This window comes from Achromobacter sp. FW305-C-30-7 (genome assembly GCF_058783105.1).
In genome coordinates, this window is the sequence record NZ_JBYSYI010000004.1 from 364859 (window position 1) to 391323 (window position 26465).

Consider the following 26465-nt stretch of genomic DNA (forward strand, 5'->3'; position numbering starts at 1 on the left):
TTCTTCCAGAACTTTTTTTGGGGAGTCATGATGATGACGACCAAGCCTGCGGCTGCGCGCTCGCGCCGCGATTACGTGACGGCCGGACTGGCCAGCATGATGGGCACCACCATCGAGTGGTACGACTTTTTCCTGTACGGCACCGCTGCCGCGCTGATCTTCAACAAGATCTTCTTTCCTTCCTTCGACCCGCTGACCGGCACGCTGGCCGCGTTCGCCACCTATTCCGTGGGCTTTTTCGCGCGGCCCTTGGGCGGCGTGATCTTCGGCCATTACGGCGACAAGATCGGCCGCAAATCCATGCTGCTGATCACCTTGCTGCTGATGGGCGTGCCCACCATCCTGATCGGGTTGATTCCGTCGTATGAACAGATCGGCTACTGGGCCGCGGTGCTGCTGGTGCTGATGCGCTTCCTGCAAGGCATTGCGGTGGGCGGCGAATGGGGCGGAGCGGTGCTGATGGCGGTGGAACATGCGCCGGACGGCAAGAAGGGATTCTTTGGCAGCCTGCCGCAGGCCGGGGTCGCGCCGGGTCTGATCCTGTCGTCGCTGGCGATGGGCGCGGTCGCCAGCTTGCCCGAAGCCGACATGCTGGCCTGGGGTTGGCGGCTGCCGTTCCTGGCCAGCGTGATACTGCTGCTGGTAGGTTGGTTCATCCGGGTCAAGGTGGCCGAATCGCCCGACTTCGAGCAGATGAAAGAGAAGGGCGCCAAGGTCGAGGTGCCGGTGGCCGAGGTACTGAAGCACCATCGCCGCGCCCTGCTGGTGGTGGTGGGCGCCAGGCTGGCGGAAGTGACCTGGTTTTACACCGTGGTGACCTTTTCGCTGGCCTACGCCACGGGCACCCTGGGCATTGCGCGCTCGGTGATGCTGGACGCCACGATCTGGGGCGCGGCGGTCGCGCTGTTCACCATGCCGCTGTTCGGCATGCTGGGCGACAAGATCGGCCATAAGTGGGTGTTCATGGTCGGGACTCTGGGCATCCTGGCTTGCGCGCCGGTCTTCTTCCATTTGCTGGGCACCCGCGACACCTCGTGGATCATCCTGGCGGTATGCCTGGCGGTCGGCCTGGTCTACGCTTGCCTGTATGGGCCGGAAGGCACCTTGTTCTCCAGCCAGTTCCCGGCCGAGGTGCGCTACACCGGCATTTCGCTCGCGGTACAGGTATCCGGCGCCATCGGCGGCGGCTTGGCGCCGATCGTGGCGACCTGGCTGCTGGCCAAGGGCGGGGGCGATCCCCGGTATGTGGTGTGGTACCTGAGCATCCTGGGGGTGATCGCCTTGTTCAGCGCCTGGCTGATGCGCAGCGAGGCTCCTGCGGTGGCCGCCCTGCGGGTGCCTGCTCGCGCCGACTTGAGGACGCCATGAAGACCATCGACTATTACTTCTGGATGAACTCCGACTGGGCCTACCTGGGCGCCGACAGGCTGGAGGCGCTGGCCGCGCGCCAGCAGGCCAGGATCCGCTACCTGCCGGTGGACCTGCCCGAGGTCTACGGCCGCACCGGCGGCATCCTGCTGGGCCTGCGCTCACCCGAGCGCCAGGCCTACCGGGTGACGGAGTTGGCGCGCTGGTGCCGCAAGCTGGATATCCACGTCAACGCGCAGCCGGCATATATGTGTCCGGATGCCGGCCTGGCTTCGCGTCTTGTCATCGCGGCGGACCAGGCCGGCCTGCCGGTGGCGGCGCTGTACAAAGCCATCCTGAAAGCCGAGTGGTGCGACGAACAGGACATCTCGGATGAAGCCACCTTGCGCGCCCTCCTGGAGCGCCAGGGGCTGGATGCCGCGGCGCTGCTGGCCGCGGCGGCCGAACCCGGTATTGAGGCCATCTACCGCCGCAACACTGACGACGCGGTCGCGGCAGGGGTGTTCGGCTCGCCCGCCTACGTGTACCGGGGCGAGCTGTTCTGGGGCCAGGACCGGCTGGAGATGCTGGAAGAGGCCGTGGCCGCCTAGGGGAGTGCGGCCGGCCCGCGCGGCATGGGCCTGGATCAGGGCGCCGTCCCTGCACCCGCCGGCTGCTGCTGGCGGGACCGGACCAGGAAATCGGTTGCGGTGACGATGTCTGCATCATTGCGGCGATCTTCCGCCATATAGGGAACCTGCTGCCGGAAGTCACGCCGCAGCGCGCCGGTGCCTGCCCCGAGCGCGAAGTCGGGGCGTTTGGCCACGCGCAAATCCACGGCCTGTGCGGCGTGCATCAGTTCTACCGCCAGCAGGGTGGTCAGCCGGTCGATCTGGCCGGCTACCCTGCGGCCCGTGGCTGGCGCGTTGGTTCCCACGTCTTCGATATTGCCAGCCTGGGGTTGCACGTCGGTCGTCATCGGCGGCGCCAGTACCCGTATCTCCGCCGCGAGCGACGACACGGTCTTTTGGATCGGGCCATATCCGATCGCGCCATTGCCCGGACTGAGAAACCGCGGGAGCCCCGTGAATGCGGTATCGGTCAACCGAAGCGTGCGCTGCGCCGACAACTGGGCCACCTGGGACAGGGCGACTCCTATGCCCTGCAAGGGCAGCGCCCAGGCGCTGGGGTCGAATCCGGCGTTGGGCATCACGGCGCCGCGGACCGGGCCTTCCGTGACGTAGAACTGCAATTCGTAGGGCTGGGCATGCTCGGCGGGCCTGGCATCCAGCGCCACGGTGGGGTTGTCGTCGGAACTGTTGATTTGCAGTTGCAGCTGCCGCTGCAGCAGCTGCAGCATGTCCCGCGCCGCGCCATGGACCTGGCTCACCGTGCGAAAGCTCAGCGGGTCTTGCAGCGCCCGCTGCGGGTCTCGCTGCCACAGGGAGCTGCCGCGCAACAGCGCAAGTATGTGTTCGGCCGTGCTTACCTGGCCGTCGTAGGGGCGCTGGGTTTGCGACACGGACAGCAGCGGCGCGAGGTTGCCGTCCAGGCCTTCGAGCGACAGCGCAGCGACCGCATCGGCCTGGGATAGCAGCCTGGCTGCGTCCAGCGCCGCCAGCGATGCGATGGCGGCGCCATAGGCGTTGGAGCTGACGATGGCCAGGGCGTCCTTGCCGAAAGGCTGCACCGGCTCGAGCTCCGCCTGGCGCAATGCCTGCGCCGCAGGCAGGCGCTGGCCGCGGTAGTAGGCCTGGCCTTCACCCATCATCGCCAGCCCGATCTGCGGCAGAATGGTGATGTCGGCCTGCCCGACCGAGCCTTCGCCGAACATCACCGGGGTGATGCCGCGGTTGAGGAATTCGGCGTACTGGCGCAGCACCGCCGGCTGCAATCCGGCGCCGCCGGACAACGCCGTGTTCAGCCGGATGAGCATCGCTGCCCGGGTGACCTCCTGAGGCGCTTCGCTGCCATAGGCGGCGCTGTGCGAACGCAGCAGGTTGCGGTTGAACTGCTCCGACAATTTGCGGACTTCGGGCGAAATCTCTCCGCCCTTGAAAATGGTCTGGTCCTTGTTCAGCCCGACGCCCCGGTTCAGTCCGTACACGGGACGATCCAGCTGCGCATAGGCCAGCAGCAACCCATAGGAACGTTCTGCCCGCTGCATCGCCTCGTCGGCCAGCGCTACGCCGCAGCCCTGCCTGGCCACGGATTCGATCTGCGCCAGACTGAGCGTACGCCCGTCCAGCTTGACAGGGGTGCAGGCGGCGATGGCGGCCAGAGGGGCGAACATTGCGCCGAGCAGCGCGACGGCGCTTATGGCCAGGCGGATGGTGGGACTGTGTGGACGGGCAGGGGAGAACGGCGAGTTCTGCATGAGCATTGCAACTCCTGGCTTGACGGAAGTAACGGATGCGGCGGCTCCGCGGACCGCCTGGCGGTCCGCGGAGGAAAAGCGCGGTTGCGGGTCAGGGTTGGCGCTGGGGGGCGAGCGGCAGGCGCAGCAGGTCCTGCCCGAGCACTACTGGTCCCTGGAAGGTCTGCCGCGCCTGCAGCCAATGCTCCGCGGGGGCGTCGCCCGGCACCAGGTGCGACAGCACCAGCGTCTTGACGCCGGCGCGGGTGGCTACCTCGCCCACCTGCTGCGGCGTGGTGTGGGCCTCCAGCAGTTGCTTGGCCAGCGCCTGCTGGCGCGCGTCCCAGGGCTTGGCGCCGACGATGTGGTCGACCCAGGCGGGGTCGATCGCCTCATGCACCAGGATGTCCGCGCCGCGTGCCAGCTTGATCAGGTTTTCGCTGACCGCCGTATCGCCGGAGAACACCACGGAGCCTGCCTTGGTGTCGAAACGGTAGGCGAAGTTGGGATACACCAGTCCGTGCGGCACCAGGATGGCGCTGACCTTGACGCGTTCGTCCTGCCAGACCGGGAACGGCTCCATCGGCGGGGCCGGTTCGGTGTTGGGATCCTTGACCACGCCGGTTGGAACCTCGATGTCGTGAGCCTGGAAGAACTGCCGGATATCCGGCACGCCTTCGCTACGCACCCGTATGTTCAGATCGGCCGACATGCCGGCGATGACCGATTCGACCAGGTCGCGCGTACCCGCGGAAGGATTCTCCGCGTGGATCACGGGGTCGTCCTTCATGCCTGGCGCCAGCGGCGGCAGCGCGCCGCGCCGGCCGGGTCCGTAAATCTGCATCGATGCCTTGGCGCGGCGCCGGGCGCTCGGGTCATACATCAGCAAGTTGGCCAGATCGATGATGTGATCGGTATGCAGGTGCGTCAGGAACACGGCCTGTTCCGTGCCGGGCTTGACGCCGGCGCGGCGCAACTGGCGATAGGCGCCCGAGCCCAGGTCTACGACGTAGGCTTTGCCATCCACCAGCACCGCCGAGGAAATTCCGTGCGGCGAGTCGTCTCCGTACCAGGTCGGGCCGCCGGCCACGCCCAGCAGCACCAGCTCGGCCGCGCCAGGCGGTTCGGCCGCGAGCGGCGCGGAGCAGAGGCCGGCCAGGGCCAGCGCCGCGGCTGCGATCAATGTCTTGCGCGCGTCAAACATGGCGGCCCTGCGGCAGCAGCGTCAGCGCCACCAGCGCGACCACGCAGGCGCCCATCACGTACAGCGCGGGCGCGAACGCCACCCCGGTGGTGTAGGTGATCCAGGTAAGAATCGCCGGCGCGAATCCGCCCAGGATGGTGACCGCCGTGTTGTACGACAGGGACATGCCCGAAGAGCGCACGCTGGTGGGAAACACTTCCGACAGCGCCGCGGGGGCGACGCCCACGTACATGGCCACCATCAGGCAGAACAGCGACTGCACCACGATGAGCGCGCCCTGGGTATGCGTTGCCTTCAGCCACATCATCAGCGGGTAGACGGCGATCAGCAGGATCAGCGCCGCCGCGCGCAGCACGGTGCGGCGGCCGTAGCGGTCCGACAGGGTGCCGGAGAACACGCAGCCGCCGATCAGGAACAGATTGCCCACCAGCGCGGCCAGGAAGGCCTGGGAACTGGTGAAGCCCAGCGATTTCTGCACATAGATGGGCATGAAAATGATGAGCGCATAGGGGCCGACGGCCCACAGCACCGACATGCACAGGCCGGTCAGCAGTTCTTTCGGATAATCCCGAATGACCGCCAGCAGCGGCGCCTTGACGTGGTCGCCCTGGCGCGCCTGGCGCGCCTGTTCCTCGCGGAAATGCGGCGTTTCGTCCAGCGCCCGGCGCATCCACAGGCCCACCGGGGCGATTGCGAGGCCGATGATGAACGGCACGCGCCAGCCCCATTCGCCCACCTGCTGTTCGGTCAGCAGAGTAGTGACCAAGGTCGCCACCAGCGCGCCCAACAGGTTGGAAATCCCCATGCTGGCCTGCAGCCAGGAGGCGTACTGGCCGCGCTTGCCTTCCGGCGCATGCTCGACCAGGAAAGCGGTGGCGCCGCCGACCTCGCCGCCGGCGGAGAAACCCTGCAGCACGCGGCCGCAGACGATCAGCAGGGGGGCGCCCACGCCGATCGCGGCATAAGGCGGCGCCGCCGCGATCAGCAGCGTGCCCACGGCCATCAGCATGATGGTCAGGGTCAGCGCCGCCTTGCGCCCGGCGCGGTCGCCATAGGATCCCAGCACCAGCGCGCCCAGCGGCCGCACCACGAAGCCCAGGCCGAAGGCCAGGAACGAGGCCATCAATTGCACGGTGGGGTCGGCGTTATGGAAAAAGTTCTGCCCGATATAGACGGCGAACAAGGCATAGACGGTGAAGTCGTACCATTCGAGGGCATTGCCCGCCGATGCCGCAATCACCGCCTTGCGGCCGCTGCGCTCATGCGCCGCAGCCTGATGTGCCGGACGGCCGGGTGGAGCGCCGGCTCCTGGATTGATCGTGATGTCTTTCATTGCTTTCCCCTGAGATTACGTCCAGGGCTTTCATGCCCTTGTCGTGCGGTGTCGATGCGGGCGATGCCTTTCTTCCGCACTTCGTCCAGCGCCTCTTCGTAGCCGGCGTCGGCATAGCGCAGCACGCCGCTGGCGGTGTCGTTGGTCATCGACAGGCGCAGCCGCTGGTCGGCGGCTGCGGTGCCGTCAGCCACCACCGTGACGCCGGCGCTGGTCATATAGCCGCTGTATCCGCCGCCGCCGGAATGGATCGCCACCAGATCGGCGCTGGACGAGCAATTGATCATGGCATTGAGCAACGGCCAGTCGGCGATGGCGTCGGAGCCGTCGCGCATGTTTTCCGTCATGATGTTCGGATGGGCCATGGCGCCGGCGTCCAGGTGGTCGCGCGTGAAGGCCACGGGCGCGCTGAGCACGCCTTCGCGCACCATCCGGTTGACTTCCAGCGCCAGCTCGGTGCGCTCGCCGTGCCCAAGCCAGGCGATGCGCGCGGGCAAGCCCTCGAACGGCACTTCCTTGCGTGCCAGGCGGATCCAGTTGGACACGATGAAGTTGTCCGGAAAACGTTGCAGCAGGAAGTCGTCGATCTTGCGGATGTCGTCGGCGTCGTTCGACAGCGCGATCCAGCGGAATGGACCGATGGCGCGGGCGAACAGGGGCCGCAGGAAGGCTTCGGTGAACACCGGGATCTCGAAGGCGCGTTCGACGCCGCCCTGTTTGGCGTGGGTGCGGATGAGGTTGCCGTTGTCGAACACAACCGAGCCGCGGTCCTGGAACCCGAGCATGGCGGTGACATGCCGGACGATCGAGGCGCGGCTGGCGTCCATCAGTCCGGACACATCGCTGCGGCGCATTTCCGCCACTTGTTCCAGCGTATGGCCAGCGGGGATGTAGCCATAGACCAGGTCGTGCGCCGAGGTCTGGTCGGTGACGATGTCGGGCACGATGCCGCGAGCCAGGATTTCGGGGTAGACGTCCGCGGCGTTGCCCAGCAGGCCGACCGAAATGGGTTCGCGGCGGGCCTGTGCCTGGCGGATCAGGTCCAGGGCCTCGTCCAGGGAGTCGGCGCGCCGTTCGAGGAAGCCCGCCTTGATGCGCTTTTCGATGCGCTCGGGGTTGATCTCCACCGTGAGGATGGCGGCATTCGCCATGCGGCCGGCCAGCGGCTGCGCGCCGCCCATGCCGCCCATGCCCGCCGTCAGGATGAAGCGTCCGCGCAGATCGTTGTCGAAATGGCGTTCGGCGATGCGCGAGAAGATCTCGTAGGTGCCCTGGATCACGCCTTGCGAACCGATGTACTGCCAGTCGCCCGCCGTCAGCCCGCCCCAGCAGATCAGGTTGTCGCGTTCCATCTGGTAGAAGTTCTCGGCGTGTGCCCACTGGCCGACCATGTTGCAGTTCGCCATGATCACGATCGGCGCTTGCGGATGCGTGCGCAGCACGCCGATGGGCTTGCCCGATTGCACGATGAGGGTCTGGTCTTCCTCCAGTTCCATCAGGGCTTTGACCATGGCGTCATGCGCGGGCCAGTCGCGCGCGGCGCGGCCCAGTGCCGCATAGACCACCAGGTTGGCCGGGTCTTCGCCCACGGCCAGCACGTTTTCCAGCAGGCGCAGCAGCGCTTCCTGGCGCCAGCCTTTGCAGCGCAGTGTGTTGCCGCCGGGGATATTGAATTCTCGTTTCACGCCGTTTACCTCAGGATGCCAATGCGTAGTCGGTGAAGTTCATGCCCAGCGCCTTTTCCACGATGGGGTAGACCGACGGGTCGGTCACGCTGGAGGAGAGGGGGATGTGTTGCTTGCGCACGTGCAGGACGCTGACCTGCAGGCCCTCGCGCAGCTTGCCCGCGCTGACCGGGTTGCCATCGCTGTCCAGCGTGGTGATCACGTCCGGGTAGCAGGCGACCCGTTCTCCGTGGCTGTCGGTCACCGCCATGTGCTCGTTCATCACATGGATGACGCGCTTGGCGGCGCCTTCACCGATTTCGACGGTGCCGATGTCGAAGGCTTCTTCGGTGTAGCGCAGCGTGTTGCGCACGACCTTGCCGGAAGCGATGATCTCGCCCTGCGTGGCCTTGCAGATCGCATCGATGACCGCGCTGCCGCCGCGCGGCTGCGCCGCGATGATGGCTTCGCCCAGCGCCAGCGCCTTGCTGATGCCGCCCAGCGCGGCGTGGCGGCGCACGTAGGATGCGCGTATGGGGTTGCGGCAGCTGGCGATGAAGCCGCCCGCCATGTCAGCCGCCTTGCGCAGCACCGGCGAGACCTTGCCGGTGGCGCCGTGGACCGTCAGCTCCATATAGGAATTGCTGGCGCGGTTGCCGCCCACCGCGCACTGGATCATCGGTTCGGGGCTGCCCGCCAATCCGAGCGAACCCATGTCGCCGGTGGGGTGGGCGCGGATGTCGCCCACGGCGTCGACCACCTTGGTGCCCAGCACCGCCGAAGGCAGCCAGCCGTTCAAGGTGCTGGACATGCCGTTCTGGCCGATGATCAGTCCGTAGACCCGTTCTCCGAGCGCGTCCTGCAGCCGCTGCGCGGCCTTGACGTAGTCGATGCCCAGCATTTGCCAGTCGGTGAGTCCGCCCGGCGCGCCGATGGCGGCCGCGGTGGCGATCCACGCGTCGTCCGGCACCTCGTCCATGGTGACCAGTTCAGGGCGGCCGATGGTTACGGCCAGCGAGCCCAGTTCGCGCCCATGCTCGGCCCAGCCGCCGCCGCCGCAGGCGAATACCGAGCCGCCCCGAACCGCGGCTTCGACGTCCTGCATCGTCAAGATTCTTCCCATGACCCCATTCCTCCCGATTGCTGTTTTCAACGATCCCGCAGCGCTTGTGCGGGATGGACGGGGGGATCATAGGAAGCAAGCTTGATAATGTCGCATTACCTTTTATGCTTTGTACATAACATCATGTTAATTGCCGGGCGCGCTCATAGCGGAGCGATAGGGCGCCCGCCGCATGGCCTGAGGGATATCCCCTAGGCGCGGGGCAAGGTGCGCAGCCGCGCTAGGCGCGCTGGTCGAGCTTGTGCAGCACGTCGATAAAGGCCAAGGCCAGCCGTGACAGCGGCTGGAGCTGGACGTGGAACACATTGACCGGCGCATTCACGGTGCCGATGATGGGCAAGGTCACCACTTCCGACCAGATCGGCCCGGCGACCGTGATCTCGTCCACCAGCGCCACCCCGGCGCCGGCTTGCACCAGCGCGCAGGCGACGTGGGCTTGCTGAACCTCGATGCGCGGTTCGGGTTGCTCGTTCTCGCCGCCGAACAGCTTGTTGATCAACATGCCGAAGGGGATGTCCGCGCTATAGCCGATCAAAGGCTCTTCGGCCAGATCGTGCACCGTGACGCGGCCGCGCGCCGCCAGCGGATGGCCTTTGGGCAGTACCGCCACGATCTGGTTTTCGTACAGCGGCTGCCATGCCAGGCTAGGGTGGTCCACCGGCATGTAGGCCACGCCCAGCTCCACCTGCTGCGTCAGCAGCGATTGCTGCATCACCGCGGGGATCAGGGTCTGCAGCACGATGCGCACTTCCGGGAATTGGCGCCGGAACTGCGCGATCGCGCGCGGCAGCAGGGATTGGCCGAGGCTGGGGCTGCAGGACAACCGCAACTGGCCTTCGCGGTTTTCCGCCAGGTTGTCCGCCACTTCGTTCACGCGCTGCACGTTCTGGTAAAGCGCCGTGACCTCCACGAACAGCCGATGGGCTTCCGGCGTGGGGTACAGCCGGCCCTTGATGCGCTGGAACAGCATCAGGCCCAGGCGTTGCTCCGTATAGGAGATCAGCCGGCTGACCGCGGGCTGCGAGACAAAAAGCAGCTTGGACGCGCCACTGATGGAACCGCTGAGCATGATGGCCCGGAAGACCTCGATCTGCCGTAGATTCAATTTCATATGCTTAACCTGATGTTAATTCTCACGCACATATAAGCATAAGACGTTTTGGGAGGGGGCTCCTACACTGCCTGCATTCAACCCAGGATGGAAGCGGTCATGAGCGATTTCGATTTGGTGGTGCGTGGCAATATCGTCGACCCGGATGGCGTGACGATGGACGGCTGGCTGGCGGTGAGGGACGGCAAGATCGCGGCGCGCGGCGTTGGTCAGCCTCCCGCAGCCCGCGACAGCGTGGATGCGCGCGGCCAGTGGATCGTGCCCGGCGTGGTTGACGGCCAGGTGCACTCGGGCAGCCAACTGAATCAGGAAGGGCTGGGCTGGGCGTCGCGCGCCGCTGCCGCCGGCGGGGTGACGGTCATGGTCGACATGCCTTACGACGATCCGGAACCCGTGGCTTCGCGCCCGCAGCTGGAGGCCAAGATCGCCGAAGTCGAGCGCGACTGCCACGTCGACGTGGCGCTGTTCGGCACCCTGAACACCCAGCACGGCCTGGCGGCCGCGGCCGGCCTGATCGAAGGCGGGGTCTGCGCGTTCAAGTTCTCCACCTTCGAAGCCACGCCGGGCCGGTTTCCCCGCATCGAGGAAGACGACCTGTATGAAGCCTTCCGCCTGATCGCGCCTTCCGGACTGGTTTGCGGCGTGCATAACCAGATGCAGGAAATGACCCGCAAGAACATCGCGCGCCTGATCGAAGCGGACGACACGGGCTGGGACGCCTTCATGCGCGCGCACACGCCGCTGATCGAAAACCTGGCCACGGCGCTGATCTATGAGATCGGCGCCGAAACCGGCGCCCGCGCCCACGCGGTGCATGTGTCGACCTCGCGCGGCTTCGAGATCTGCAATATGTATCGCCGCAACGGTCATCGCGCCAGTATTGAAACCTGCATCCAGTATCTGATGCTGAACCACGAAGAGCACACCCGCCGCTTCGGCGCGAAGACCAAGCACTATCCGCCGATCCGGCCCAAGGCCGAGGTCGACCTGCTCTGGACCCATATCGCCAACGACGAATGCACCTTCGTGTCGTCGGACCATGTCAGCTGGGGCCTGGAGCGCAAGCAGAATCCGAACGTGTTCAAGAACTCGTCCGGCGGCCCCGGCCTGGAGACGCTGCTGCCTGCTTTCTGGACGGGTTGCGAAGAGCATGGCATCGCGCCGTCCATGGTGGTGCGCCAACTGAGCCGTAATCCCGCGCAGCATTTCCTGCTGGATGACCGCAAGGGCACGCTGGACGTGGGCAAGGACGCCGACATCGTCATCCTCAAGCCGGAACGCTATGCCTTCGATCCGTCGACCAGCCTGTCGGCGGTGCAGTGGAGTTCGTTCGAAGGCCGCGAGTTCACCGTGCGCGTCGCGGGCACCTGGTGCCGCGGCCAGCAGGTCTATGACGGAGAGCGCATCGTCAACCAGAAAGGCGACGGCAGCTTCCTGCGCCCGCGCCAGGCTTGAGGGACATGGCAATGTCTATGCAGTTTCCCCCCCTGAACGCCGAGCGCCTCTGGGCCCGCGTCGAAACTCTCTCCCGATACACGCTGCCGGACGTTCCCTGGACGCGCCGCGCGTTCTCGCCGCTGTTCGATGAAGCCCGCGCCTGGCTGCGCGGCGAATTCGAAGCCGCGGGCCTCTCGACCCGCCTGGACGCCGGCGGCAACCTGGTCGGCACGTTGGCCGGACGCGATCCGGCGCGCAAGCCTATCGCCACCGGCTCGCACTGCGACACCGTCATGGCCGGCGGCCGTTTCGACGGCATCATCGGCGTGCTGGCGGGTATCGAGGTGGCTCACACCCTGCGCGAGCAAGGCGTGCAACTGGAGCACCCCTTCGAGGTCATCGACTTCCTGTCCGAAGAGCCCAGCGACTACGGCATTTCCTGCGTCGGCAGCCGCGCTCTCTGCGGCCAGTTGACGCCCGACATGCTGCAGGCCCGCAACCCCGATGGCGAAACGCTGGCGGCCGGCATTGCCCGCATCGGCGGCGACCCCTCGGCGCTGGGCGCACCGCTGCGTGGCCCAGGCGGCACTGCCGCCTTCGTCGAACTGCATATCGAACAAGGCCCGGTGCTGGAAAGCCGCGGCCTGCCCATCGGCGTGGTCACCAACATCGTCGGCATCCGCCGCGTGCAGATCACGGTGGAAGGCCAGCCCGACCATGCCGGCACCACGCCCATGGACATCCGCCGCGACGCCCTGGTGGGCGCGGCCCGCATCATCGACGCGGCCAACCGCCAGGCCAGCGCCGCCAGCGGCAATCCGCATTACGTGGTCGCCACCGTGGGCCGCCTGTCGATGACGCCCAACGCCGCCAACGCGGTGCCGGGGCGCGTCGAACTGACGCTGGAAATGCGCAGCGACAGCGATGCCGTGCTGGATGCGTTTCCGGAAACCTTGATGGCCGGCGTGGCAGGCGATCTCAAGGCGCTGCGCCTGACCGCCAGCTTCACGCAGCTGAGCCGCGCCCGTCCCACCGACTGCACGCCGCTGGTGATGGACGCGGTGCAGGCCGCCGCCGATCAGTTGGGCTATGCCTCGATGCGCCTGCCCAGCGGCGCGGGCCACGACGCGGTGTACATGGCGCCCACCGGCCCCATCGGCATGATCTTCATCCCCTGCCTGAACGGCCGCAGCCACTGCCCGGAAGAGTGGATCGAGCCCTCTCAGCTGCTGGACGGCACCCGCGTGCTGTACCAGTCCGTACTGGAACTGGACCGGAAGTTGCGGGCATAGCGGAGCGGGCGCCCTAAAAGGCGCCCGCCGTACCCGCTGCCGCTACTTCTTCACCAGCGGGCAGGACGAGCGCGACAGCGGCATGAAGGCCTGGTCGCCGGGCAGGGTGGCCACCAGCTTGTAGTAGTCCCAAGGCCGCTTGGACTCGGATGGCTTCTTGACCTCGAACAGGTACATGTCGTGCACCATGCGGCCATCCTCGCGGATGCGGCCGTTGGTGGCGAAGAAGTCGTTGATGGGCATGGACTTCATCTGCTTCATCACCGCCGTGGGCTCGTCGGTACCGGCTGCCTGCACCGACTTCAGGTAGTGCATCACCGACGAATACGTGCCGGCCTGGCTCATGTTGGGCATTTTCTTCAGCTTGTCGTAGTAGCGCTGCGACCAGGCCCGGGTCTGGTCGTTCATGTCCCAGTAGAAGGCTTCCGTCAGCGTCAGTCCGGCAGCGGCGTCCAGGCCGATGGCGTGGATGTCGTTGATGTACAGCAGCAGTCCGGCCATCTTCTGCCCGCCCTTGGTCAGCCCGAATTCGCTGGCCGCCTTGATGGCGTTGACCGTGTCGCCGCCAGCGTTGGCCAGCCCCACGATCTGCGCCCGGCTGGCCTGGGCTTGCAGCAGGTAGGAGGCGAAATCGCTGGAGCCCAGCGGGTGGCGCGATGCGCCCAGCACGGTGCCGCCGTTGGCCTTGACGACTTCGGTGGCGGAGGCTTGCAAGGTGTGGCCGAAGGCGTAGTCGGCCGTCAGGAAGTACCAGCTCTTGCCGCCTTGCTCGACCGTGGCGCGCGCCGTGGTGTTGGCCAGCGACCAGGTGTCGTAGGTGTAGTGCACGGAATAGGGCGAGCACAGGTCGTTGGTGATGCGTTCGGTGCCGGGTCCGCTGAACACCACGATCTTCTTTTTCTCGCGGGCCACTTCCAGCACGGCCAGCGCGGGGGCGGAGCCCGCCACGTCCATGATGGCGTCGACCTTCTGGGTGTCGTACCACTCGCGTGCTTTTGCGGCGGCGATGTCGGCCTTGTTCTGGTGATCCACCACCATCAGGTCGACCTTCTTGCCCAGCACCGTGCCGCCGAAGTCGGCGATGGCCATTTCGGCGGCGGTCGCGCTGCCTTTGCCCGTGACGTCGGCATACACGCCGCTCATGTCCAGGATCAGGCCCAGGCGGACCACGTCATCGGAGATCGCCTGCGCCATGGCGCAGGGCGCGGCGGCGAAGGCGGAAAGCAGGGCTAGCGTGCTGCGCAACTTCAGGGAAATCCGGGGGGTTCTACGGCATTTCATGGTTAGTCTCCTTTATGCCGGTCTTGTTCGGATACTGCTGGCGCTTGGGGATCTGCTGCGGCGCTCTGTTCTGGCCTTACGCTGGCGGGTCGCGGTGGGGAGGCTCCTTGTGGTGAAGGCGGTCTAGCGGTGGGTGAGCAGGTCGAATTCCATCCGCACCTTGCGGAACGGGAATTCCAGCCGCGCGAAATACACCACGCGGCCGTCGATGCAGGCATAGCGGCGCAACTCCGCAACCGGAGAGGACACGGGGATCTGCAGGGATTCGGCGGATTTCTGGCCGGCCTCGATCACGTTCAGCACCTGGCGCGCTTCGCTGATGCGCGCGCCGTAGAACTGGTCCAGCACCGGCGCCACGGTGCTCTTGCGGATGCGGGCGCGGTGCTTGCGGAACAGCACGCTGTCCAGGAAGACCTCGCTATAGCAGAAGGGATCGCCATCGGTGGTGTGTATCCGCCGCAAGTATTGGAAGCTGCCGCCGCGCTCCGCGCTGCAAGGCATGCCCAGCGTGTCGGGCAGGGGCGAATCGGCGCTGGATTCCACCAGCGATACCGTACCCAGCTGGTTGCTCAGCTCCACGGTTTCGGCCCAGGTCTTGGGGATCAGCAGGGTGGGCGTTTCGGGCAGTTCGGCGTTGACGAAGGTGCCCGATCCGCGCGAGCGCCGGATCAGGCCATCGTCTTCCAGCAGGCCGAACGCCTGCCGGATGGTGGCGCGCGAAATGCCATAGGTGGCCATCAGCGATTCCAGCGGCGGGATCTGCTGGCCGGGCCGCCAGGTACGGTTCTGGATATTGCTGCGAAACAGCGCCGCCGCCTGCAAATACAGCGGCTGGGGGCTGCGCGAGAAGAGCTTGGGGTCGGGCATGTTCAGGCAGAGGGCGTCAGGGGCGGAGCCGCGAGTATGGCATCGGCCATCTCGCGCAGCCGGTGCTTCTGGATCTTGACCGAGTTGGCGCTTTCCACCGAGGGGAATTCGTCCAGCACGCTAAAGCCCGCCGGCGCCTTGAAACCCGCCATCGCCGCCTTGCACGCGGCGGTCCAGCCCGCCGGGTCCGTCGCCGCGCCCGCGTGCAGCAGCACGAAGGCGTAGGGTACGGTCTTGCCCTGGTGGGTGGCGCCCACCACCTGGCAGGCGCGCACGCCAGGCAGGGTTTCGACTACCTGTTCGATTTCCACCGGATTGACCAGGAAGCCGGACAGGCGCAGCGAATCGCCCATGCGGGTCTGGAACACGAATTGGCGCGGGTTCAGCGCGTAGCCGAGATCGCCGGTCTTGAAGTAGCCGTCGTCGGTCAAGGCGTTGCGGGTGGCCTCCGGATTGTCCAGATAGCCTTGCATCAGGCTGGGCGAGAGGATTTCGAGTTCGCCGGACTGGCCTTGCGGCAGGACTTCGCCCGTGGCGGGATCGCGGGCGCGCACGCGGGCTTCGGGATAGATCAGCGTGCCGCCCGGCTGGTGGCGCACGGACAGGTCGCCTTCGGCCGGATCGCGCGGCTGGCCGGCGACCAGCGCCACCAGTTCGCTGGAGCCATACAAGCCGGTCAGCGGCACGCCCGCCTCGATGGCCAGATCGAGCATATTGTCCAGCGCCGGCGTGAAGCTGGCGAAGCCGAACAGCCGCGCCGAGGCGAAGTCGCCCGGGGCCGCGGCCCGCATCATGCCGACCAGGGCCTCGTTGTTGGCGTAGGTGTGCGTCACCGCGTGGCGGCGCACCGCGGCGGCGGATTGCGCCGCGTCGAACACGGGCGCGCAGACCACGGGCGCGCCTTGCGCCAGGCCGCCGGCCAGGGTCGCGAAACCGAAGGCGCCGCAGAACGGCGCGCTGGCCAGCACGCAGCTCTGGTCGTCATAGCCATAGGCCCGGGCCACGGCCGCGCCGTGGTGCAGCAAGGTGCGCTGGTCATGCAGCACGAACTTGGGCTGGGAGGTGGTGCCGGACGTGGTGAAGCACAGCACGCCCGCATTGGGCTGGGCCGCGGGCCCGGGCTCGGCGCAGGCCAGCAGATCCTGGTAGCGGTGCGCCGGTTTGCCATGCAGGGGGGCGGGCAGCGCTTCATCGGCGTCGGCCAGCGCGACCACGCCTTGCAGGCGCGACAGATGCTGCGGCGCGACCTCGCCCAGGATGCCCTGGAAGTCTATGCCCTTGAACCCCGGCCAGAACACCAGCCAATCCGCCTTGCCGCGGCCCAGGATGTCGGCCAGCTCCAGCGCCCGGAAGCGCGTGTTGACGGCCAGCACCAGCGCGCCCAGGTGCGCGCAGGCCAGGAAGGATTGCACCCAGGCGGCGCAATTGGGCAGCCAGACCGCTACGCGCTGGCCGGGGCGCACGCCCAGGCGCGCGAGACCGGCGGCCAGCGCGCGGCTCTGTGCCCGCAGTTGCGCGGCGCTGATGGGCTGGTCCTGGTCGATCAGCAGCGGCGCGCCCGGTTGGCGGGTGGCCAGCGCGTCCAGGTGTTCGGAGAAAGTCGAGTACGGCAGGTTCATGGCTTACACCGTGGCGATGGGGGTCACGGGAGATCCGACCGCGCCGGGCATGCGCAAGGGCGGGGCGGTCAGCAGGAAGCGGTTGCGGCCTTGCGCGTGCAGCCAGTCGGCCAGGTCCTTCAGATACCAGAGTTCGGCCAGCGGCAGGCCCAGCTTGAAGAGGCAATGGTGGTGCAGCGGCAGGATCGAGTGGCCGGGGCCGGACGTGCGCGCCGGGTAGGTTTCGACCGCGTAGTTGTCGGCGCAGATCGCGGCGATGCCGGACTGCGTGATCCATTCCAGCAGCGCCGGGTCGGAGCCGTCCAGCACGGCGCCGGTCTGCTCCAGCTTGTGCGGGTCGGGCTGGCCGTTCATGGCCACGATCTCTTCGGCGAAGCCGGTGCGCAGCACCAGCATGTCGCCGCTTTCGACCGTGACGTTCTGCGCCTGCATGGCGTTTTGCAGGCCGGCCAGGTCCACGACGGTGCGGCCGGGGCCGAAGGCTCGTGCCAGGTCCACCAGCACGCCGCGGCCCTGCATGCCTTTCTCGGCGTAGCGGCTGATGCCGAGCTTGCGCGCGTAAGAGCCGCCGGGCGGGCAGCAGGCGTGGTCCGAGTTGTCTGGATCCGCGCCGCCAAACACGTCCACGCCGGCCGCGTAGCCGTTGTAGTAGACGCGGCGCGCCTCGCCATCGCCCTGGATGTCGAACATTGCGCCCACATGGCAGAGGCCGTCCCATTGGGTGGAGTACTGCATGGACAGCGTGACCTGGTCGTCGGACAGCACGTCCACGGCTTCGGGTTGGACCTGGGACATCTGGAAGTTCAGGTAGGGCGTGCCTTCGCGGAAGGTGGGCTTGAGCACGGGCGCGTGGCGGCGCGGATTCAGCACATTGCCGCCCGGCAGGTCCAGCGGCAAGGACAGGCAGAACACCTTGCCCGCGCGCACTTCCCGCACCGCCTGCAGCACTTTTTCCTCGGTCAGCAGGTTCAGGCGGCCGATTTCGTCATCCGGGCCGAAGTCGCCCCAGGTGGAGCCTTCGGGGCGTTGGGTCCAGCGTTTCATCTGCTTGTCTCCTGGCGGTTTTCTATGTTCTTATGAATATAGTACGTATTTACGTACTTTAAAAAGAAATCCGCAATCAGCGGGTTCGAGAGGAGACAAGCCCATGACGCAATTCCTGCATCGCAGGTTGGCGCTCACTGCGCCGGCCCTGGCCGCGCTGGCCTTCCTGACGTATCCTGCGGCGCACGCCGCCGGCTACCCCGACCATCCCGTCACCGTCGTCGTGCCTTACCCGCCAGGCGGCGGCGCGGACATCTTCGGCCGCGCCATCGCCCACGCGCTGGAGCCGGGCCTGAAGCAGACCGTGCTGGTCGAGAACAAGCCGGGCGCGGGCGGCAATATCGGCATGGCCTACGTGGCGCGCGCCAAGCCCGACGGCTACACGCTGGGCCTGGGCACCATCGGCACCCAGACCATCAACCAGTTCCTCTACAGCAACATGGCGTTCGACCCCGAGCGCGATCTGGTGCCCATCGCGCTGGTTTCCACCACGCCCAACGTCATTGCCGTCAGCGCCAAATCGCTCTACAAGACGGTGGCCGACGTGATCAAGGCGGCCCAGCAGTCCAAGGACAAGAAGCTGACCTATGCGTCGCCCGGCATCGGTTCCTCGGTGCACCTGACCGGCGCCTACTTCGAAGCCATGGCCGGCGTGACCATGCTGCACGTGCCGTTCAAGGGCACGTCGGCATCGTTGCCGGCGGTGGCGGGCGGGCAGGTCGACCTGCTGTTCGACAACCTGCCTGGCGCGCTGGCGCAGATCAAGGACGGCAATCTGGTGCGGGGCGTCGCGGTCACGTCAGCCGCGCGCGACGCCTCGGTGCCCAACCTGCCTACCGTGGCCGAATCGGGACTGCCGGGCTTCGACGTCACCGCCTGGTTTGCGCTCTACGCCCCGCGCAACACGCCTGAGCCGGTGGTCCAGCAATTGATCGAAGCGGCGCGCAGCGGCCTGAAGAGTCCGGCCGTCGCGGCCAACTTCGCTGGCATGGGCGCCAAGCCGGGGACGCTCTTCGGCGCGGACCTGGCGGCCTTCGAGGCCGGCGAGCGCAAGAAGTGGGGCGGACTCATCAAGGACAAGGGAATCACCGCGCAATGAACACACCCACCGCATTGGTCACCGGCGGCAGCCGGGGCATAGGCCGCGCCATCATCGCGCGCCTGATCGAGGACGGCTTTGAAGTCGTCAATTTCAGCCGCGGCGCGCCGGAGACGCTGCTGCGCGGTGAGACGTTCCAGTCGGTCGACCTGGGCGACGCGTCGGCCACCATCGCAGCCGCGCAGGAGCTGGCGGCGCAGCGCCAGGTCCTGCACCTGGTCAACAACGCCGGCATGATCCAGGTTGCGCGCATCGGCGACGTGACCCAGGAGCAGATGGCGCGGATCATGGCGCTTAACGTCACGGCGCCGGTCCTGCTGCTGCAGGCCTTGCTGCCCGGCATGCGGGCGGCGGGCCATGGGCGGGTGGTGAACATCGGCAGCCGCGCCGCCCTGGGTAAGGACGGGCGCACCGTCTACGGCGCGTCCAAGGCGGCGCTTGCGGGCATGACCCGGACCTGGGCGCTGGAGCTGGCGGGCAGCGGCATCACAGTGAACACCGTGGCGCCCGGACCCATCGCGACGGAGCTGTTCAACCAGTCCAATCCGCCCAGAGCGCCGCAGACCTTGGCGCTGGAGGCTGCCATTCCGGTGGGGCGTGTGGGCCGGCCCGAAGAGGTCGCGCATGCGGTTTCCATGTTCATGGACCCGCGCGCGGGTTTCATGACGGGGCAGATGCTGTATGTGTGCGGGGGCGTGTCGGTGGGGCTTGCCGGCTAGCCGCTCACTGTTTTGTGAAGTGGCTCAGGCTTCCGGCACCGCCCCTGGTGGCGTCGCGTGTATCGCGAACTCGCGCGCCATTTCCTTCCTGGACAGCTTGCCGGACGCCGCCAGCGCCTGCGCCCGTTCCAGGCGCAGGCGCTTGAGCACTTCCGTGGGCGCCACGCCGAAATGCGCGGCGAACTTGCGCTGGAAGGTGCGGCGCGACATCTGGCAGGCGTCGGCCATATCGTCGACCGACCAGCGCGCCGACAGTTGCGCCTCGATTCTTTCCACCAGCTCCCGGAACGGCGCGGCGACGCGGTCCTGCAAGCGCAGCGCCTGGCTGTATTGGCGCTGGTCGCCGTTGCGGCGCATGAAAACGACCAGCCGGCGCGCGACCCGCTGCGACAAGTCCGCGCCGAAGTCGCGTTCGATCAGCGCCAGCGCCAGGTCGATGCCGGCGGTGACGCCGGCCGAAGTCCAGTACTTGCCGCTTTCGATATAGATGCGGTCGTCCTCGACGCGCAGGGCGGGGTGGAGCTGGCGCAGCCGGTCGGCGGAGCGCCAGTGGGTGGTGACGGCGCGGCCGTCCAGCAGGCCGGCCGCGGCCAGCACGAAGGCGCCGGTGCAGACGCTGCAAGTGCGCTTGGCATCCGCGTCGCGGCGGCGCAGCCAGGCCCGCGTTTCGCCATGGGCGCCCGCGAAATCCGCGCCGGGGCCGCCGGGCACGAACAGCATGTCCAGGCGCTCGTCGCCATCGTCGGCAAAGGTGCCGTCCACCTGCATGCGCAGGCCCTGTTCCCAGGTGGCGACCAGCGGCGTGGCGGCGATGGTGCCCAGGCGGTAGAGCTTGCGGCCGGCCTCTTCGTTGGCCGAACTGAAGGCTTGCCAGGGACCGGCCAGGTCCAGCGGCTGGAAACCGTCGTACAGGACGAACAGTACGCGCAATGGCGCATCCGGCGTTGAATTTGGCGCGCGCGTCCTGGCGCGTCCGCCTATGCTGGAAGTCATCGTTTCTAACGGAGCATCGTCATGCATGTGAATTTTCTCTTGTTCGAGGGGCTGACCCAGTTGGATATGACCGGGCCGTACGAAGTGCTGGCGGGCGCGCCGGGCTTCACCGTGGATTTTGTCGCAAAAACGCGCGACCCGGTGCGTAGCGATCGCGGCCTGTGTTTCGTGCCCACGCAAACCATCGCATCCGCGCCGCCCTGCGATCTGCTGGTGGTGCCGGGCGGGCCGGGCACGGATGATGCCATTGTCGACGCCGACTGGGTAGCGTTCACACGCGCGCAGGGGCTGGCGGCGCGCTATGTGTTCGGCATCTGCACCGGTTCGCTGCTGCTGGGCGCGGCGGGGCTGCTGCGCGGCAAGCGCGCCTCCAGCCATTGGCGCGCGCGTGAATTGCTATCGCGCTTCGGCGCCATCCCCAGCGACGAGCGCATGTGCGTGGACGGCAATCTGTTCACCGCCGGCGGCGTGACCTCGGGCATCGACATGGGGCTGAAGGTGGTGGCGTTGCTGTGTGGCGAGGACGTGGCCAAACTGATCCAGCTGCAGATCGAATACGACCCCCAGCCGCCGTTTCCCGGGGGCACGCCGAAGACCTCGGAGCCGGCCGTGGTGCAGCGTTACCTGGAGATGTCGCAGACTCGCTTCGAGCGCCGCTCGCAGGCGGTGGACCGGGCCGCGGCGGCAATGGCTTGAACCTGCCATCGCGCCTGGCCGCGCCGCGTGGTTATTTCGCCAGATGATCCAGCGGCAGCGGGCTTTGCGGCTTGACGGTCTGGATGGCGAAATTGCTGCGGATGTCCTTCACGCCGGGCAGCTTCAACAGCGTGCCCAATAGGAAGCGCTCGTAGGCGCGCAGGTCCGGCACAACGACCTGCAGCAGGAAGTCGGATTCGCCGGACACCAAGTGGGCGGCGATGACTTCCGGCAAGGTGCTGACTTCCTTACGGAACAAAGCCGAGTCCTTTTCGTGGTGCCGTTCCACCTTGATGCCGACGAAGACGGTCAGGCCCAGGCCGACCTCGTCCGGCGCCAGGCGGGCTTCGTATCCCTGGATGACGCCGGCCTCTTCCAGCAGCCGCACCCGCCGCAGGCAGGGCGAAGGGGACAGGCCGATCTGCTCGGCGAGTTCGACATTGGTCAGCCGGCCGTTCTGCTGCAAGGCCTCCAGGATCCGGCGGTCGTAGGCGTCCAGTTCGCGTTTTGGCATGGAATTGAATTCAGGATTTATGGATTGGCGGAATATGCCAATCATCATAAATCTACTGGCATGAATAGGATGCACATGCCAGCCCGGTTTTCCTAGAATGATCGCCTGTGATCGAGCAAATCAGGTGGAATGATGGCGGATATGGCGATGTTTCTAGGGGCTTTGCTGATTGTCTATGTGGTGCCAGGACCCGACATGATTCTGCTGTTGGAGACTGGCGTGCTGCGCGGCAGGGGGCAGGCGCTGGCGGTGGCCGTGGGGCTGGCCATCGCGCGGGCGGCGCACGTGACATTGGCCGCGCTGGGATTGGCGGCGCTGTTCAAGACACATCCCTGGGCGTTCGATGTGGCGCGCACGGTAGGCGGCTGCTATCTGGTCTGGCTCGGTGTGAAGCTGCTGCGGGCGGGACCCGTTACCTACGACGCCGCCGGGCAGCCGGTGGCGGGCCGGACAGGGTTGGGGCCGGCGCTCCTGAGCGGCGTGCTGACCAATGTGCTCAATCCCAAGGCCTTGTTGTTCTGCTCGGTGCTGCTGCCCCAGTTCGTGTCACCCGCCCAGGGTCCGATAGGCCAGCAATTCGCCGTGCTGGGCGTGATCCTGGTCAGCCTGGGCCTCGTCCTGGACGTGCTGTGCGCGCTGGTGGGCGGGGTGGTGGGGCGCTGGATGTCGGCCAGCCCCCGGGCGCAGAAGATCCAGAGCCGGGTGTTCGGCCTGACGCTGATCGGTTTCGGCCTGCGCCTGACCGTCGCCCAGCGTCCGGCCTGAAGCGCCGGCCTCCGCGGCTTGCGCCGCGAGGCCGGTGGTCACGCTTACTTGGCGTAGGCGTACGAGGACTCGTCGGTCTCCTCGTCCTTCGGCCGCGGCGGGACGGCGCCGTCCTCCAGCAGCTCCGACTGCGTCAGGCCCTTGGTCAGTTCCAGGGCCTGGCGTTCGAACAGGCGCCGGTACAGGCCGCCCTTCAGGCGGATCAGCGTGTCGTGGCTGCCTTCCTCGATGACGCGGCCGCGGTCCATCACCAGCAGGCGGTCCAGCGCCCGCACCGTGGACAGGCGGTGCGCCACCACCAGCGTGGTGCGGCCCACCATCAGGCGGTCCATGGCCTGCTGGATCAGCACCTCGCTTTCGCTGTCCAGGCTGGACGTGGCCTCGTCCAGGATCAGGATGGGCGCATCGGCCAGGAAGGCGCGCGCCAGGGCCACGCGCTGGCGCTCGCCACCCGACAGCTTGACGCCGCGTTCGCCGACCAGCGTGTCGTAGCCCTTGGGCAGCGCCATGATGAAGTCATGGGCGCTGGCCAGCCGCGCCGCCTGCTCGATCTCGGCCTGCGTGGCGCCGGGACGGGCATAGGCGATATTTTCCGCCAGGGTGCGGTGGAACAGTACGGGTTCCTGCTGCACGATGGCGATCTGGCTGCGCAAGGACGCCTGCCGCGCCTGGGCGATGTCCTGCCCGTCGATTGTGATGCGGCCGTCGTTCACGTCATACAGGCGCTGGATCAGCTTGATGAACGTGGTCTTGCCCGAGCCCGAATGGCCGACCAGGCCGACCCGCTCGCCCGGCGCGATACGCACCGAGAACTGGTCATACAGCGCCTTGTCGTGCGCGCCATAGCGGAACGTCACGTCCTCGAAACGGATCTCGCCGGCCGTGACGCGCAGCTCGCCGGCGCCGGGTCGGTCGTCCACGCCCAGCGGCTGCTTTTCCAGCGCGACCAGTTCTTCCATGTCGTTGACCGAGCGTTGCAGGTTGCGGATGTGCATGCCCACGTCGCGCAGGTAGCCCTGCAGCATGAAGAACATCGTCAGGGCGAAAGTGATGTCGCCCACGCTGGCCTGTCCGCGCGACCACAGCAGCAGCGACGCGCCCAGGATGCCCGCCTGCATGGCGACCAGCATGGCGCCCTGGATACCGCCGTTGATGGTGCCGCGGATCCAGGTGCGGCGGGTGCGGCGGCGCCATTTGTCGACGACGCGGTCCAGCCTGACTTCTTCGCGTTCTTCGGCGCCGAAGGCCTTGACGACCGCATTGCAGCTGACGGCGTCGGCCAGGGCGCCGCCCATGCGGGTGTCCCAGGCGTTGCCCAGCCGCGCCGCCGGCGCCACATAGCCCAGCGACAGCGCCGCGGTCACGGCGATGTACAACACCGAGCCCAGGCCCACCACCAGGCCCATGATGGGCCAGTGCACGCCCAACAGGGCGGTAGCGCCCACCAGCATCACGACCGAGGGCAGCAGCGCGATCAGCAGCGTGTCGTTCAGGATGTCCACCGCCCACATGCCGCGCGTGATCTTGCGCACCGTGGAGCCGGCAAAGCTGTTGGCGTGCCAGTCCGTGGAGAAACGCTGAACGCGGTAGAACGCGCTGGACACGATGCCGTTCATCATCTTCAGCGTGAAGGTGATGATGTTCTGGAACACGGCCTGGCGCAGCAGCGTGCCGCCGATGCCCAGCGCGAGCAGCAGCCAGAAGGCGGTGAGGGCCGCGCTCCAGACGATTTCGTCGCCGGCGGCGCCCGAGGCCACTGCGTCAACCAGTTTGCCGGCGTACAGCGGCGTCAGCACGTCGGTCACCGCCGACAGCAGGGCGAGCACGATGATGCCGGTGGTGCGCCAGGGTTGCGCGCGCCAATGGCGGAAGGTAAAGCCCAGGACTTCCTTGAAGGTCTGTCCTCGTAGATCGATTTTTTTTCTGGCCATTGCAATGGCCCGGCGGCACCAGGACGCCGGGTGTCCTTGTGTGGAAAGAGGAAGGAACGGCCTGCGCAGGTAGGCGCGGGCGATTGCGTTTAGGTTTTTGGGGCGGGCACGGAGGACCAGTCGCTAGATAGGCATCCAGCGATGGGTCCGCGCGGGCGACGACTTAATGGCGTCGCGGAGACACGCGCGGGATGGCGGTATGCGGATTCATCATCTTGCGCCTCCCAGTGGTGTGAGATGTGGGGAAAAAGGAATGGGCAGAGGCCCGAATTGAAGATTCTATAGAAGTGGTGTAGGCGAATCAACGGGTAAGCGCGCGCCAGTGTGGGTTTTTTTCAACTGACGTGGCTTTCAATCCGGCGTGAACAGGTTCGGCGGCAGGCGGGCCACGGCGTCGTAGGTCAGCCGGATGTGGGAGGCCAGCAGCTCACAGGCGCGGTCCGCATCGCGCGCCAGCGTGGCGTCCAGAATGCTCTTGTGTTCGTCGTCCAGGTCGCGTTCGATGGGTTTGCGCGTGACGGTCAGGCGGCGGTAGCGCTCGGCCTGCTGGTACAGGATGCCCAGAAAATGATGCAGCCAGCGCGAGGGACAGGCGCGGATCAGTTCGCGGTGGAACTCGCGGTTGCGCTGTTCCCACTCTTCAAAGCGGGTGTCGGGGTCGGCGGCCAGGCGCTGTTCGGCCTTGCTCAAGCGGTGGAAGGCGGCGAGCACGGCGCTTTCCCAGTCGTCGTCGCCCAGGGCAATGGACTGGCGCAAGGCCTGGGTTTCCAGCAGCACGCGGTTTTCGGTGATGTCGCGGAAGTCTTCCAGCGAAATCGGCGTGACGTGGAAGCCGCGCTGTCCCTGCGCGATGACCAAAGCATCCGACACCAGCAGCGCCAGCGCTTCGCGCAGCGTGCCCGCGCCCACGCCGTAATCGTCCTTCAGGTGTTCGACCCGAAGCCGCGAGCCTGGCGGGTGCACGCCCTGGATGATGTCGCGACGCAGATTGACGTAGGCCGCGCCGACCAGGGTATTGGCCGAGGCGGAATGGGCGAGCGGGGGGAGGGTGGCGCCGTCTGACATGGAAGCTACTTTATCACCGCGCTCAAAAAATCTCGATAAAAATTATTGACGCCGAGATTTATGCTGCTTATCGTAGAAAAAAGCGTCGCGATTACGACCGGCATGCAGCTGGCGGCAGGCGCAACCTGGAGACAAGCAGTGATACGGCTACACGACATCCGGTACGTCCGGCTGGGTACCCGCGACCTGGAATCCGCGGTCCGCTACGCGACCGCGGTGCTGGGGCTGGAAGTGGCGCGCAAGGAGCACGGCGCGGTCTATTTCAAGTCCGACTCCCGCGACCACACCCTGTGCTACTTCGAAGGCGATCCGCGCGACCACACCACGGCGTTCGAGGTGGACACGCCCGAGGAACTGGAACATGCCGGCGCGGTGTTGGAGCGTAGCGGCTATCAGGTCGCCGCGGGCAAGCGCGAGGACGCCGAGCAGCGCTACGTGCGCGATTTCCTCAGCTTCATCGACCCGTCCGGCAACCGCATCGAACTGGTGCACGCGCCGCACCACAGCGGCCGCCGCTATTTTCCCAGCCGCGACGCCGGCGTGACGGGTTTTTCGCACATTGGCCTGCGCACGCTGGACGCGCGTCGCGACGAGGCTTTCTGGACCGGCTTGCTGTCGGCCCGGGTCAGCGACCGCATCGGCGAAGCGCCGCTGCTGCGCATCGACGAAGTGCACCACAAGATCGCGCTGTTCCCGTCCAGCTATCCGGGCGTGCAGCACATCAACCACCAGGTCGAAAGCATCGACGACATCATGCGCGCCTGGTATCAGCTGAAGGAATGGAACGTGCCGATCCGCTTCGGCCCGGGGCGGCATCCGACCTCGGGGGCGATGTTCCTGTACTTCGACGGACCCGACGGAATGATCTACGAATACTCCACCGGCGTGCGCCTGATCACCGCCGAAGACGAAAAAAACTATCGCCCGCGCAGCTTCCCCGCGGTGCCATCCTCGTTCTGCATGTGGGGCGCCAAGCCTGACATCCCGGAGTTCAAGACGTGAGCG

General features: G+C 66.9%; 23 protein-coding genes. 9 read left to right on the plus strand and 14 right to left on the minus strand.

The genetic code is table 11. The features are described 5' to 3' along the window. Positions 1-30: 30 nt before the first annotated feature. Complete coding sequence (locus AC3WOB_RS15570) at positions 31-1368, plus strand: MFS transporter (RefSeq protein WP_013393141.1); 1338 nt, start codon at positions 31-33, stop codon at positions 1366-1368. Next, a complete protein-coding gene (locus AC3WOB_RS15575) occupies positions 1365-1958 on the plus strand; it encodes a 2-hydroxychromene-2-carboxylate isomerase (protein WP_013393142.1) in 594 nt (197 codons plus the stop codon). The genes AC3WOB_RS15570 and AC3WOB_RS15575 overlap by 4 nt, the downstream gene beginning before the upstream one ends. Positions 1959-1993: 35 nt before the next feature. Here AC3WOB_RS15575 and AC3WOB_RS15580 read toward each other — a convergent pair whose 3' ends face one another. The 6 genes from AC3WOB_RS15580 to AC3WOB_RS15605 form a co-directional block, all read right to left on the minus strand. Further along, positions 1994-3730: an HAL/PAL/TAL family ammonia-lyase gene (locus AC3WOB_RS15580; protein ID WP_492275514.1), complete on the minus strand. Its 1737-nt coding sequence runs from the start codon at positions 3728-3730 to the stop codon at positions 1994-1996. A gap of 85 nt (positions 3731-3815) precedes the next feature. Continuing rightward, positions 3816-4907 carry an MBL fold metallo-hydrolase gene (locus AC3WOB_RS15585; RefSeq protein ID WP_492275515.1) on the minus strand — a complete coding sequence of 364 codons (1092 nt, stop codon included), beginning with the start codon at positions 4905-4907 and terminating at the stop codon, positions 3816-3818. Continuing rightward, the gene (locus AC3WOB_RS15590; RefSeq protein ID WP_492275516.1) at positions 4900-6240 is read right to left on the minus strand and encodes an MFS transporter; all 1341 of its coding nucleotides are present in this window, start codon (positions 6238-6240) and stop codon (positions 4900-4902) included. The genes AC3WOB_RS15585 and AC3WOB_RS15590 overlap by 8 nt, the downstream gene beginning before the upstream one ends. Next, complete coding sequence (gene ertB / locus AC3WOB_RS15595) at positions 6237-7925, minus strand: thiourocanate hydratase (protein ID WP_492275517.1); 1689 nt, start codon at positions 7923-7925, stop codon at positions 6237-6239. Before ertB ends, AC3WOB_RS15590 begins: the two co-directional genes overlap by 4 nt. A gap of 10 nt (positions 7926-7935) precedes the next feature. Beyond that, on the minus strand, positions 7936-9027 hold the full coding sequence (gene ertC / locus AC3WOB_RS15600; RefSeq protein ID WP_013393150.1) for a thiohydantoin desulfurase: 1092 nt from the start codon (positions 9025-9027) through the stop codon (positions 7936-7938). A 220-nt stretch (positions 9028-9247) separates the two neighbouring features. After that, entirely contained in the window at positions 9248-10138 is an 891-nt protein-coding gene (locus tag AC3WOB_RS15605; RefSeq protein WP_013393151.1) for a LysR family transcriptional regulator, read from the minus strand. A gap of 99 nt (positions 10139-10237) precedes the next feature. Here AC3WOB_RS15605 and ertD point away from each other — a divergent pair, with 99 nt between their 5' ends. After that, entirely contained in the window at positions 10238-11593 is a 1356-nt protein-coding gene (gene ertD, locus AC3WOB_RS15610) for a hydantoin-5-propionate amidohydrolase (RefSeq protein ID WP_492275518.1), read from the plus strand. Positions 11594-11604: 11 nt separating this feature from the next. Then, complete coding sequence (gene ertE, locus AC3WOB_RS15615; protein ID WP_492275519.1) at positions 11605-12867, plus strand: N-carbamyl-l-glutamate amidohydrolase ErtE; 1263 nt, start codon at positions 11605-11607, stop codon at positions 12865-12867. Positions 12868-12909: 42 nt separating this feature from the next. On the opposite strand, the gene AC3WOB_RS15620 is transcribed toward ertE, so the two are convergent. The 4 genes from AC3WOB_RS15620 to AC3WOB_RS15635 all read right to left on the minus strand — a co-directional run bounded on the left by AC3WOB_RS15620 (position 12910) and on the right by AC3WOB_RS15635 (position 17678). Next, a complete protein-coding gene (locus tag AC3WOB_RS15620; RefSeq protein ID WP_492275520.1) occupies positions 12910-14148 on the minus strand; it encodes an ABC transporter substrate-binding protein in 1239 nt (412 codons plus the stop codon). Between the two features lie 123 nt (positions 14149-14271). After that, positions 14272-15015, minus strand: a complete 744-nt coding sequence (locus AC3WOB_RS15625; protein WP_492275521.1) for a GntR family transcriptional regulator — start codon at positions 15013-15015, stop codon at positions 14272-14274. A 2-nt stretch (positions 15016-15017) separates the two neighbouring features. Beyond that, complete coding sequence (locus tag AC3WOB_RS15630; RefSeq protein WP_492275522.1) at positions 15018-16634, minus strand: AMP-binding protein; 1617 nt, start codon at positions 16632-16634, stop codon at positions 15018-15020. 3 nt (positions 16635-16637) lie between these two features. After that, positions 16638-17678 (minus strand): cyclase family protein, encoded by a 1041-nt coding sequence (locus tag AC3WOB_RS15635; RefSeq protein ID WP_492275523.1) that lies wholly within the window; start codon positions 17676-17678, stop codon positions 16638-16640. Positions 17679-17781: 103 nt separating this feature from the next. Here AC3WOB_RS15635 and AC3WOB_RS15640 point away from each other — a divergent pair, with 103 nt between their 5' ends. Together AC3WOB_RS15640 and AC3WOB_RS15645 are read left to right on the plus strand one after the other, a co-directional pair. After that, positions 17782-18777: a Bug family tripartite tricarboxylate transporter substrate binding protein gene (locus AC3WOB_RS15640; RefSeq protein ID WP_492275524.1), complete on the plus strand. Its 996-nt coding sequence runs from the start codon at positions 17782-17784 to the stop codon at positions 18775-18777. Further along, positions 18774-19496: an SDR family oxidoreductase gene (locus tag AC3WOB_RS15645; protein WP_492275525.1), complete on the plus strand. Its 723-nt coding sequence runs from the start codon at positions 18774-18776 to the stop codon at positions 19494-19496. The genes AC3WOB_RS15640 and AC3WOB_RS15645 overlap by 4 nt, the downstream gene beginning before the upstream one ends. A gap of 24 nt (positions 19497-19520) precedes the next feature. On the opposite strand, the gene AC3WOB_RS15650 is transcribed toward AC3WOB_RS15645, so the two are convergent. Further along, positions 19521-20426 carry a GlxA family transcriptional regulator gene (locus AC3WOB_RS15650; protein ID WP_492275526.1) on the minus strand — a complete coding sequence of 302 codons (906 nt, stop codon included), beginning with the start codon at positions 20424-20426 and terminating at the stop codon, positions 19521-19523. An 84-nt stretch (positions 20427-20510) separates the two neighbouring features. On the opposite strand from AC3WOB_RS15650, the gene AC3WOB_RS15655 reads away from it, so the two are divergent. Then, a complete protein-coding gene (locus tag AC3WOB_RS15655; RefSeq protein ID WP_013393161.1) occupies positions 20511-21185 on the plus strand; it encodes a DJ-1/PfpI family protein in 675 nt (224 codons plus the stop codon). Positions 21186-21216: 31 nt separating this feature from the next. Here the strand turns inward: AC3WOB_RS15655 and AC3WOB_RS15660 are convergent, their stop codons facing one another. Next, entirely contained in the window at positions 21217-21699 is a 483-nt protein-coding gene (locus AC3WOB_RS15660; protein WP_454694255.1) for an Lrp/AsnC family transcriptional regulator, read from the minus strand. A 147-nt stretch (positions 21700-21846) separates the two neighbouring features. Between AC3WOB_RS15660 and AC3WOB_RS15665 the strand changes: the two genes are divergently transcribed. Continuing rightward, entirely contained in the window at positions 21847-22464 is a 618-nt protein-coding gene (locus AC3WOB_RS15665; protein WP_492275669.1) for a LysE family translocator, read from the plus strand. A 44-nt stretch (positions 22465-22508) separates the two neighbouring features. Here AC3WOB_RS15665 and AC3WOB_RS15670 read toward each other — a convergent pair whose 3' ends face one another. After that, positions 22509-24395 carry an ABC transporter ATP-binding protein gene (locus AC3WOB_RS15670; RefSeq protein WP_492275527.1) on the minus strand — a complete coding sequence of 629 codons (1887 nt, stop codon included), beginning with the start codon at positions 24393-24395 and terminating at the stop codon, positions 22509-22511. Between the two features lie 351 nt (positions 24396-24746). Next, positions 24747-25460 (minus strand): GntR family transcriptional regulator, encoded by a 714-nt coding sequence (locus tag AC3WOB_RS15675; RefSeq protein WP_492275528.1) that lies wholly within the window; start codon positions 25458-25460, stop codon positions 24747-24749. A 138-nt stretch (positions 25461-25598) separates the two neighbouring features. On the opposite strand from AC3WOB_RS15675, the gene AC3WOB_RS15680 reads away from it, so the two are divergent. Continuing rightward, positions 25599-26462 carry a VOC family protein gene (locus AC3WOB_RS15680; RefSeq protein ID WP_041653384.1) on the plus strand — a complete coding sequence of 288 codons (864 nt, stop codon included), beginning with the start codon at positions 25599-25601 and terminating at the stop codon, positions 26460-26462. The last annotated feature ends 3 nt before the right edge of the window (positions 26463-26465 follow it).

Bases quoted from the DNA above. Each gene is read 5' to 3' on its own strand.
- AC3WOB_RS15570 (WP_013393141.1), top strand. From the start codon at position 31: ATGATGACGACCAAGCCTGCGGCTGCGCGCTCGCGCCGCGATTACGTG.
- AC3WOB_RS15575 (WP_013393142.1), top strand. From the start codon at position 1,365: ATGAAGACCATCGACTATTACTTCTGGATGAACTCCGACTGGGCCTAC.
- AC3WOB_RS15580 (WP_492275514.1), bottom strand. From the start codon at position 3,730: ATGCTCATGCAGAACTCGCCGTTCTCCCCTGCCCGTCCACACAGTCCC.
- AC3WOB_RS15585 (WP_492275515.1), bottom strand. From the start codon at position 4,907: ATGTTTGACGCGCGCAAGACATTGATCGCAGCCGCGGCGCTGGCCCTG.
- AC3WOB_RS15590 (WP_492275516.1), bottom strand. From the start codon at position 6,240: ATGAAAGACATCACGATCAATCCAGGAGCCGGCGCTCCACCCGGCCGT.
- ertC (WP_013393150.1), bottom strand. From the start codon at position 9,027: ATGGGAAGAATCTTGACGATGCAGGACGTCGAAGCCGCGGTTCGGGGC.
- AC3WOB_RS15605 (WP_013393151.1), bottom strand. From the start codon at position 10,138: ATGAAATTGAATCTACGGCAGATCGAGGTCTTCCGGGCCATCATGCTC.
- ertD (WP_492275518.1), top strand. From the start codon at position 10,238: ATGAGCGATTTCGATTTGGTGGTGCGTGGCAATATCGTCGACCCGGAT.
- ertE (WP_492275519.1), top strand. From the start codon at position 11,605: ATGTCTATGCAGTTTCCCCCCCTGAACGCCGAGCGCCTCTGGGCCCGC.
- AC3WOB_RS15620 (WP_492275520.1), bottom strand. From the start codon at position 14,148: ATGAAATGCCGTAGAACCCCCCGGATTTCCCTGAAGTTGCGCAGCACG.
- AC3WOB_RS15625 (WP_492275521.1), bottom strand. From the start codon at position 15,015: ATGCCCGACCCCAAGCTCTTCTCGCGCAGCCCCCAGCCGCTGTATTTG.
- AC3WOB_RS15630 (WP_492275522.1), bottom strand. From the start codon at position 16,634: ATGAACCTGCCGTACTCGACTTTCTCCGAACACCTGGACGCGCTGGCC.
- AC3WOB_RS15635 (WP_492275523.1), bottom strand. From the start codon at position 17,678: ATGAAACGCTGGACCCAACGCCCCGAAGGCTCCACCTGGGGCGACTTC.
- AC3WOB_RS15640 (WP_492275524.1), top strand. From the start codon at position 17,782: ATGACGCAATTCCTGCATCGCAGGTTGGCGCTCACTGCGCCGGCCCTG.
- AC3WOB_RS15645 (WP_492275525.1), top strand. From the start codon at position 18,774: ATGAACACACCCACCGCATTGGTCACCGGCGGCAGCCGGGGCATAGGC.
- AC3WOB_RS15655 (WP_013393161.1), top strand. From the start codon at position 20,511: ATGCATGTGAATTTTCTCTTGTTCGAGGGGCTGACCCAGTTGGATATG.
- AC3WOB_RS15660 (WP_454694255.1), bottom strand. From the start codon at position 21,699: ATGCCAAAACGCGAACTGGACGCCTACGACCGCCGGATCCTGGAGGCC.
- AC3WOB_RS15665 (WP_492275669.1), top strand. From the start codon at position 21,847: ATGTTTCTAGGGGCTTTGCTGATTGTCTATGTGGTGCCAGGACCCGAC.
- AC3WOB_RS15670 (WP_492275527.1), bottom strand. From the start codon at position 24,395: ATGGCCAGAAAAAAAATCGATCTACGAGGACAGACCTTCAAGGAAGTC.
- AC3WOB_RS15675 (WP_492275528.1), bottom strand. From the start codon at position 25,460: ATGTCAGACGGCGCCACCCTCCCCCCGCTCGCCCATTCCGCCTCGGCC.